This window comes from Streptomyces sp. NPDC085866, from assembly GCF_044541035.1.
In the GTDB taxonomy this organism is placed as follows: domain Bacteria; phylum Actinomycetota; class Actinomycetes; order Streptomycetales; family Streptomycetaceae; genus Streptomyces.
Window position 1 is genome coordinate 155,442 of the sequence record NZ_JBITSQ010000021.1, and the last position, 6,966, is coordinate 162,407.

Annotated in this window: 7 protein-coding genes; 3 read left to right on the plus strand and 4 right to left on the minus strand. The window is 66.9% G+C overall.

Translation table 11 applies throughout. The annotated features are described in order from the left end of the window. Positions 1-18: 18 nt before the first annotated feature. Positions 19-1,272 carry a DUF1266 domain-containing protein gene (locus ACIF83_RS39895; RefSeq protein ID WP_399734707.1) on the minus strand — a complete coding sequence of 418 codons (1,254 nt, stop codon included), beginning with the start codon at positions 1,270-1,272 and terminating at the stop codon, positions 19-21. A gap of 245 nt (positions 1,273-1,517) precedes the next feature. On the opposite strand from ACIF83_RS39895, the gene ACIF83_RS39900 reads away from it, so the two are divergent. Beyond that, positions 1,518-1,958, plus strand: coding sequence for a hypothetical protein (locus ACIF83_RS39900; protein WP_399734709.1), 441 nt, complete (start codon positions 1,518-1,520; stop codon positions 1,956-1,958). Positions 1,959-1,971: 13 nt separating this feature from the next. Here the strand turns inward: ACIF83_RS39900 and ACIF83_RS39905 are convergent, their stop codons facing one another. Then, positions 1,972-2,169: a DUF397 domain-containing protein gene (locus tag ACIF83_RS39905; RefSeq protein ID WP_393469783.1), complete on the minus strand. Its 198-nt coding sequence runs from the start codon at positions 2,167-2,169 to the stop codon at positions 1,972-1,974. An 8-nt stretch (positions 2,170-2,177) separates the two neighbouring features. Further along, positions 2,178-2,996: a helix-turn-helix domain-containing protein gene (locus tag ACIF83_RS39910; RefSeq protein WP_399734712.1), complete on the minus strand. Its 819-nt coding sequence runs from the start codon at positions 2,994-2,996 to the stop codon at positions 2,178-2,180. 235 nt (positions 2,997-3,231) lie between these two features. On the opposite strand from ACIF83_RS39910, the gene ACIF83_RS39915 reads away from it, so the two are divergent. Together ACIF83_RS39915 and ACIF83_RS39920 are read left to right on the plus strand one after the other, a co-directional pair. Further along, on the plus strand, positions 3,232-3,639 hold the full coding sequence (locus ACIF83_RS39915) for an ATP-binding protein (protein ID WP_399734715.1): 408 nt from the start codon (positions 3,232-3,234) through the stop codon (positions 3,637-3,639). Positions 3,640-3,672: 33 nt separating this feature from the next. Further along, entirely contained in the window at positions 3,673-4,545 is an 873-nt protein-coding gene (locus ACIF83_RS39920; protein WP_399734717.1) for a hypothetical protein, read from the plus strand. A gap of 396 nt (positions 4,546-4,941) precedes the next feature. Here ACIF83_RS39920 and ACIF83_RS39925 read toward each other — a convergent pair. Further along, positions 4,942-6,966: RHS repeat-associated core domain-containing protein (locus ACIF83_RS39925; protein ID WP_399734720.1), on the minus strand; the 2,025-nt coding region annotated here is incomplete at its 5' end.

The window sequence follows — 6,966 nt, forward strand, 5'->3', positions numbered from 1 at the left end:
TGGTGAGATTCGCCGGCATCACCGGAAGGGAACGGTGAGCCAGGGACTGTCGGGTTCGGACGTCAGAATCCGGTGGACGTCGACCATGTCCGTGTACCAGCTGCCGAACTCCTCGTCGTCGAAGTGCAGACAGCGTCCGAGGATGTACCCGGCGGCGAAGTCCCGCCAGGACTTGTACGACCGCGCGGCGACCCGCCCGGCCTCGACGACGGCAGACTCGGCCTCCTGCAGAGAGCAGTACCGGGCCCCCAGCCCCCACCGGGCCATGCCCGATGCGCGCCCGAAGTTCCAGGCGTCCACGGAACTGACGAACCGGTTCTCGTCGAGGATGCCGTCGGCCCGGAAGCGCGCCTCGTAGCGGGTGATACGACCGACGAGAGCCTGGACACCCTTGATGCGTGCCTCGGTCTCCGGCTCCGGACCAGCTGGGCTGGTGACCCCGTCCGGGGTGATGACGATCTCGCCATCTGCGGGACCGCGCAGCACCCGGGCGACCGCGTCGCGCCAGTAGGCGGTGTCGACATGGCCGCCGAAGTCACGGGCGATGGTGCGACGCAGGTTCAGGGCGAACTCCCAGACCGGGTTGGCGCCGTCGGGGTCGAGCAGGGCGCGCTGCTGGACCTGCCACTCCTCGCGACTCGTGACGCCCCACCACTCCTTGAGCAGCTTGCGCTCCTCGGGGTATCCGTGGCCGTGATGCGCCATCGCGTTCCAGGGGTGCCCGCAGCGCACGAAGAGCAGAGCGCCACAGGCCAGCCCATGGGCCACGGCGCCCTGCAGCGGCCCGCCGACCCGGAGAGCGCGCAGCCCCGGACCGCACGAGGGCACGCCCCGCCGTTCGGCATGCTGGGCCCAGGCCCCGGAGTGCGGCGGCGCGGACGGGAGGAAGGCCTCGCAGGGGCTGCCGGGGTTGACCACGAGCCACGGAGGATCCGTGGGCTCCCACCCCCGCGCGAACCACCCGAGCGACTTCCGGTCGAACACCCGGTGCGGCTCCGGGGCGGGCAGCATTCCCTCGGTGTAGACCGCCCAGACGCGACCGCCGGCAACCCGGGGGTCGTGCCCGAAGAGGGGATGGACCTTGCTCGGGTCGGCATCCGACTTCTCACGCCGTATCTCGTAGTAGAGGTGGCGCCCTGCGAGGGTGTCGAAGTAGGCCGCCCAGTCCTCACGCGCCTTGGCCTCGAAGAGCGCCTGCTCGATGGCCGTCGGCGGAGTCCAGGCTGGCGGTGTCGCAGGCCCGAACCCTGCGGCTGGCGGACCGAACGACATGTCGTGCCCTTTTCAACTTATGGCCGTCTGAGGCGACTTGACTTGCATGGTCATGCTATGGGATGCGGGGGCGGCGACCGTGGTGGGGCGGCGTGTCGGGTGCGAGGTGTTCGCCGACGAGTGGCCCAGGTCATGCCGTTTTACCGCGACCTGACTCTTTGTTTGCCCGTCTTGGGGAGGCGGGGTTTGGCTATGAGCCCCGCCGCTCCCAACGGGAGTCCGAAACAGTCTCAAGGAGTCTCGACGTGATCAACCGCAGAATTGTGGCCTGCTCGGCCCTGCTGGCCGCCTGCCTGTTCACCGCGGCCTGCACCGCTGAGCCGGCGACCAAGGGGTCGACGGCCAAGGAGTCGGCGATCCCGGAGAAGTTCCCCGCGACGGGCGACCGCACCGAGATGAAGGCGAACGCCAAGGCTCTCCGCGACTACGGCAAGACCCACGGCCTGTCGAAGGCCACGGCCGAAGTCGAACGCATCCAGGCCCGAGACACCGGCGGCGGCCACGTCCTCATCTCGACGGACATCGGCGCCGTGGACGAGGCGATGACCCGGGCACAGCAGGTCGCGGACGCCTACCGCGACTATGCGGGTGCGGCTGGGGCGGGGAAGTCCGCCAAGGCCGGCTCGGTGACGGTGTACAACGCGTTCGGGGACCCGCTCGTGACCCAGGGGCTGGGCAAGAAGTAGCGACCCCGACGACCTACAGCGGGTGGTCCGCCCGCTTCAGGGCTTCTATGAAGGGGGTGAAGGCTCCGGGCGGGAAGGTGAGGGTCGCTCTGGCCGGGGCCTTTGAGTCACGGATGGATATGTGAGTCCGCCGGTCTGCCATCTCCACGCAGGCGTTGCCGTCGCCGCTGCCGGAGTAGGAGGACTTCCGCCAGTTGTCCGGGGTGGTCACCGTGCGCCTCACAGTTCCTTGGCCAATCTGTGGATGAGGTCTCGCGACCGAGCAGGGTCGAGTGACGCTCCCTCAACTCTACGGAAGAGTGTTCGGAAGACGCCCAGCTGTGTTTCGGAGTCGATGAAAAGAGAACCGTGAGGGCCGTCGCGAACCACAGTGTCCAGTCTGGGGACGGGGCCGCCGGCGTACACCATGGCGGCTGTGATGTCGGCGAAGTCGTCCAGCTCGAAGGGGATGACGCGCACGGTCACGTGGTCTGCTTCGGAGAGCTCCAGGATGCGGGCCAGCTGAGCCAGGGAGGCGACGCGGCCGCCTACCTTGATCCGCAATGCTGCCTCGTGCACCAGCACCTCGTACGGGACCGGTTCGGCCTGTTCGAGGATGACGCGCCGTTGCATGCGATGACGGACGCGCAATTCGATTTCGCTTTGAGGGAGTTCGGGAACCCGGCGCGAGAAGATTGCTCGCGCGTAGTCCTCAGTCTGTAGCAGGCCCGGGATGTGCAGGAAGTCCACGTCCCACCGGCGCTTGGCGTGGTGTTCCAGCTCGGACAGATCGAGGAAGGGTGTGGGCAGCCGCCCCCGGTACTCCTCCCACCAGCCACGGGTCCGATCAGTCGCCATGACGGCGAGCGCGTCGATCAGCGCCTCGTCCGTGCAGGCGTAGTGGGCCGCCATACGCCGTACGCGTTCCGCGCTCACACCGGCGACACCGGACTCGATCTGACTCATCTGGACAGAGTCGGCTCCGAGCAAATCCGCCGCTTCCCGAGCCTTCATGCCTGTCGCCTCGCGCAGCCTGCGCAGTTCAGCGCCCAGCCGCACCTTGCGAGCCGTGAGATGCCTCTTCGGCGGCAACCGTTACCTCCCGTCCCAACTGCCCTGCGGGTGTCGCTCGTTCGGGGCCAGGATACGGCAACGACTTGCACCTTCCTAAATTTAGGAAATACCTTCAGTGACGCGACGCATACGAAGCGGAAGTGCACCGCTCCGCCGTGCCACGACGGCTGCGGCAATGCCACCGCGCGCGCATTCCCTTTCCTCTGAACGGAGTTGACGCATGCCCGAAAGCTGGGACTACACCCTCTACATCCCGAACGACCTCAGAGCGGTCACGGTCTGTCGCCGCACTCTGCGTCTGATCCTGACCCTGCACGGGTTGACTGGCCTGGTGGACACGGCGGAGCTGCTGGCGACGGAGCTGGTCTCGAACGCGGTGCGGCACACGAAGGGGCCGGCCGCGCTGAGGGTGCGTCGCTCGCCGGAGGGGGTGGTGTGGATCGGGGCGTGGGACACGGACCCGGGGCCGCCGGAGCCTCCGCGGCCGTTGGAGCAGCTCGCCGAGCTGGTGGAGGAGGGGCGGGGGCTGGCGCTGGTCAGGGCGTGTGCGGACTGCTGGGGCTGGCAGCCGTCGGCCCGGTTCGGGAACCGGGGCAAGTTCGTGTGGTGCGAACTTGCGGCGGCCTAGCTCGTTGATCACGTCAGACGGAAAGGAGAGCTGATGGTCGGCTCGTCGCATGAGGCGCTGCACCGGATCTTCCAGAAGGACCCGGCGCTGCTGACGAGGGCGTTACAGCGGGTGCTGCACGTACCCTTCCCCGAACCTCACGAGATCGCCGCGCTGAACGTGGACCTCACCGAGATCGAACCGGTCGAACGCCGCGTGGACACGCTGCTGCGGGCGGAGACGGACGAGGGCACGTACCTCCTCGTGGTCGAATCACAGGGGAAGGTGGACGACCGCAAGCGCGGCAGCTGGCCCTACTACCTCTCCTACCTGTACGAGAAGTACCGCTGCGAGCCCGTACTCATCGTCATCACCCAGAGCAGCGCCACGGCCAAGTGGGCGTCGCGCCCGATCCAGCTCGGCTTCCGAGACTGGCACTCGCTGACGGTGCGTCCGCTGGTGCTGGGCCCGGACAACGTTCCGGTGATCACGAGTGAACGGCAGGCGGAGCGGGACGTCCCCCTTGCGGTGCTCTCGGCCATGACACACGGGCGCGGCCCGCAGGCTCCGGCCATACTGGAATCGCTGGCATCCGCCCTGCGGACCATCGACCCCGACAGTGCCGCGGTCTTCGTGCAGTTCGTCGACTCATGCCTGGCCGACCCCCAGGCGAAGCAGATGTGGAGGGACCTGATGACGGCGATCCAGTACTTCTGGCGACACCCACTGGCAGAGCAGGTACGCGAGGAGGGGCGTATCCAGGATCGTCAGGAGATGACGCTCCGCATCCTGGAGTGGCGCGGCATCCCGGTACCCGAAGCCGTCCGCGAACGGGTGAGCGCCTGCGCCGACCTGGACCAACTCGAGGTCTGGGCCCAGCGAGCTGTGCATGCCACGGATGCGGCGGAGCTGTTCGCCGAGGAGTGAGCTGGGGGCGGTCACCGCCTGGCGAGAGGGATCTAGGGCGAGGCAGAAACCTCCAGCTTCGGACTCTTTGAGGCCCGAGCCTCGCGGCGGGCCAAATGACGGATTCCTTCCATCCGGCCTACTCGTCACGCTTGAAGACTGGGACGCCGGCGACCGGATCTGGGTCTTCGATTGGCCAAATAGGTGCCCCGTCGGGGGCTCGGACCCGCGATACGGATACGCCGTGGAGACATGCGTCGCACCAGATTAGGGCGTAGCCTACTCGGCTTTCGGGGTTTGCGATGTAGCGAGTTCTTATTTGATTTCGTCCGCAGTTAGGGCACGGTTCTGCAGCTTCCTTGTCGGCGCCGACGTTAAGTCGAGAAAGTGCCTTCAGCCAGGCGGCTCGGTTAGCCATCAGCCCAATCTCCCGTTGTAGTAGTTCCAGAATTGGTCTTCTGAACCATAGGCGGCCCGCTCCCATGCGGCTTCTTGTTCCAGTGAGGTTGCGGCCCCGTACAGATCGATCTGCATCACGTGCATTCGTTCGTGGCCAATCGTCCGCACCAAGTCCTCCTTAGAGGTGAAGGCGTCAGGATATAGCGTGATTGTTCCATCGGGTGATGTGTGCCCGTATAGTCCACGTCCGATCAAGTCTGCATCTCGATTGATCTTTACCTTCACCCCTTCGAGTCCGACCCCAGCCTGCTCAGCCACTTGATGTACCACCCGCTTCTGCATGGGAACCTGCAGCTCGGAGAAGGGGCCCGTGTTCGCAATCCGGCGCTCCAAGCCGGATGTCGCGTTGCCTTCGCTTCCTGGGGTGTCTGCCTTAGGGAGACACTCCGGCGCCAATCCCAGGGAATCACTCCGAATATGCGGATTGTGAACGTAAGCGGCTGGATTGGGGGCGGGGGTGAGCCCGAGGGGGTCTGGGGTGAGGTACCGAGCGGTCTCAGAGTCGTAATGGCGGAAGTAGTTGTAGTGGAGGCCGGTTTCCGGGTCGTAGTACTGCCCCGGGAAGCGAAGGGGTGTGTAGGCGGTGCTGTCGACAGCCCATGCCGTCGTCCCCCACAGGGTGCTGCGGGTGTGCCAGGCGATGTCGCCGTGTTCGTCGATGAGTTCGCTGGGGGTGCCGACCAGGTCGGTGACGATGGCGAAGAAGCGGGAATCGATCTCGTCCTGGGGTGTGGCGGCTGCTGTGATGCGTTCTGTTTGGGCCAGGGGGCGTAGGCCCTGGTGGTCCCAGGTGAGGGTGACCGGGTCGGGGAGGTCGGGGGATGTCGTGGTCTGTTCGCAGAGGGTGGTGGCGTCCCAGGTGAAGTCGACTCGTTCGACGATCGTTTCGCCGTCTGCCGCGAGGCGGAGTTTCGCGGTGCGGCGGCCCAGGGGGTCGTAGGTGTAGTGCCAGCGGGTGCCGTCTGGTGTCGTCACCGCGGTGAGGCGGTCCTCGGCGTCCCATTCGTAGCGCCAGGTGTCCGGCTTGCGGGACAGGCGGGTCTTCTGGCGGAGGATGATGCGGCCCAGTGCGTCGTGTTCGTAGCGGACATTGCCGGCGCGCGTGATGCGCGTGCCTGTGTAGGTGCGGGGGCCGACTGCCTCCTGGCCGGGGTGTGCGGCAGGCCAGTTTGCCTGTGTCTGGTTGCCGGCCTCGTCGTACGCGTACCGCTCTGTCCAGCCGGCCGCATGTACCGCCGTCACCCGGCCCGCGGCGTCCAGGTCGAAGCGACGGGAGCCGGTGAGCTGGTCGTCGATGCCGATCAGGTTGCCGTCGGCTCGGTAGGTGTACGCCCTGTGTTGGACGGTGCGGCCCTCGGCACCCGTCACCGACTGGGTCGTCAGGCGGCCCACAGCGTCGAAGGCGTGCTCAAGCGCGACCGTTTCACCGATGTGGCGGGACAGTTCGCGGCCTGCCTCGTCGTACGTGAAGTCGATGGCCCTGCCCGAGGCCACCAGGCCTGTGCGACGTCCGGTCGTGTCATACGACCATGTCGTTTCGGCGCCAGTGGGGGTCGTGCGGCTGGTGCGGCGGCCCAGTGCGTCGTACGTGTAGCTCAGTGTCCGGCCGTTGACCGTTTCCGAGTGCAGGCGGCCGTACCGGTCGCGGAGGAGGGTGAGGGTCGTACCGTCCGGGCCGGTCGCCTGCGCCAGCTGGTCCGTGAAGTCGTAGGCGTAGGTCGTGACCTGGCCCGCCGCGTCCTTGCGGGTCACCTGGCCCAGTTCGTTCCGCTCGAAGGACACCACCTCACCGAGGACGTTTCTGCGCGAGGTGAGGCGACCTGCGGAGTCGTACGCGTACGTCAGCGTGCGGGCGTCGAAGTCCGTCTCCGTCAGCAGACGGCCGGCCGCGTCGTACTCGTACGTCCACGTCAGGCCCTGCGGGTTCGTGACCTTCGTCAGGCGCAGTTCCATGTCGTGGTCGAACTCGTAGCGGACACCGTC

Coding starts and splice junctions, on each gene's coding strand:
- ACIF83_RS39895 (WP_399734707.1), bottom strand. CDS start 1,272: ATGTCGTTCGGTCCGCCAGCCGCAGGGTTCGGGCCTGCGACACCGCCA.
- ACIF83_RS39915 (WP_399734715.1), top strand. CDS start 3,232: ATGCCCGAAAGCTGGGACTACACCCTCTACATCCCGAACGACCTCAGA.
- ACIF83_RS39920 (WP_399734717.1), top strand. CDS start 3,673: ATGGTCGGCTCGTCGCATGAGGCGCTGCACCGGATCTTCCAGAAGGAC.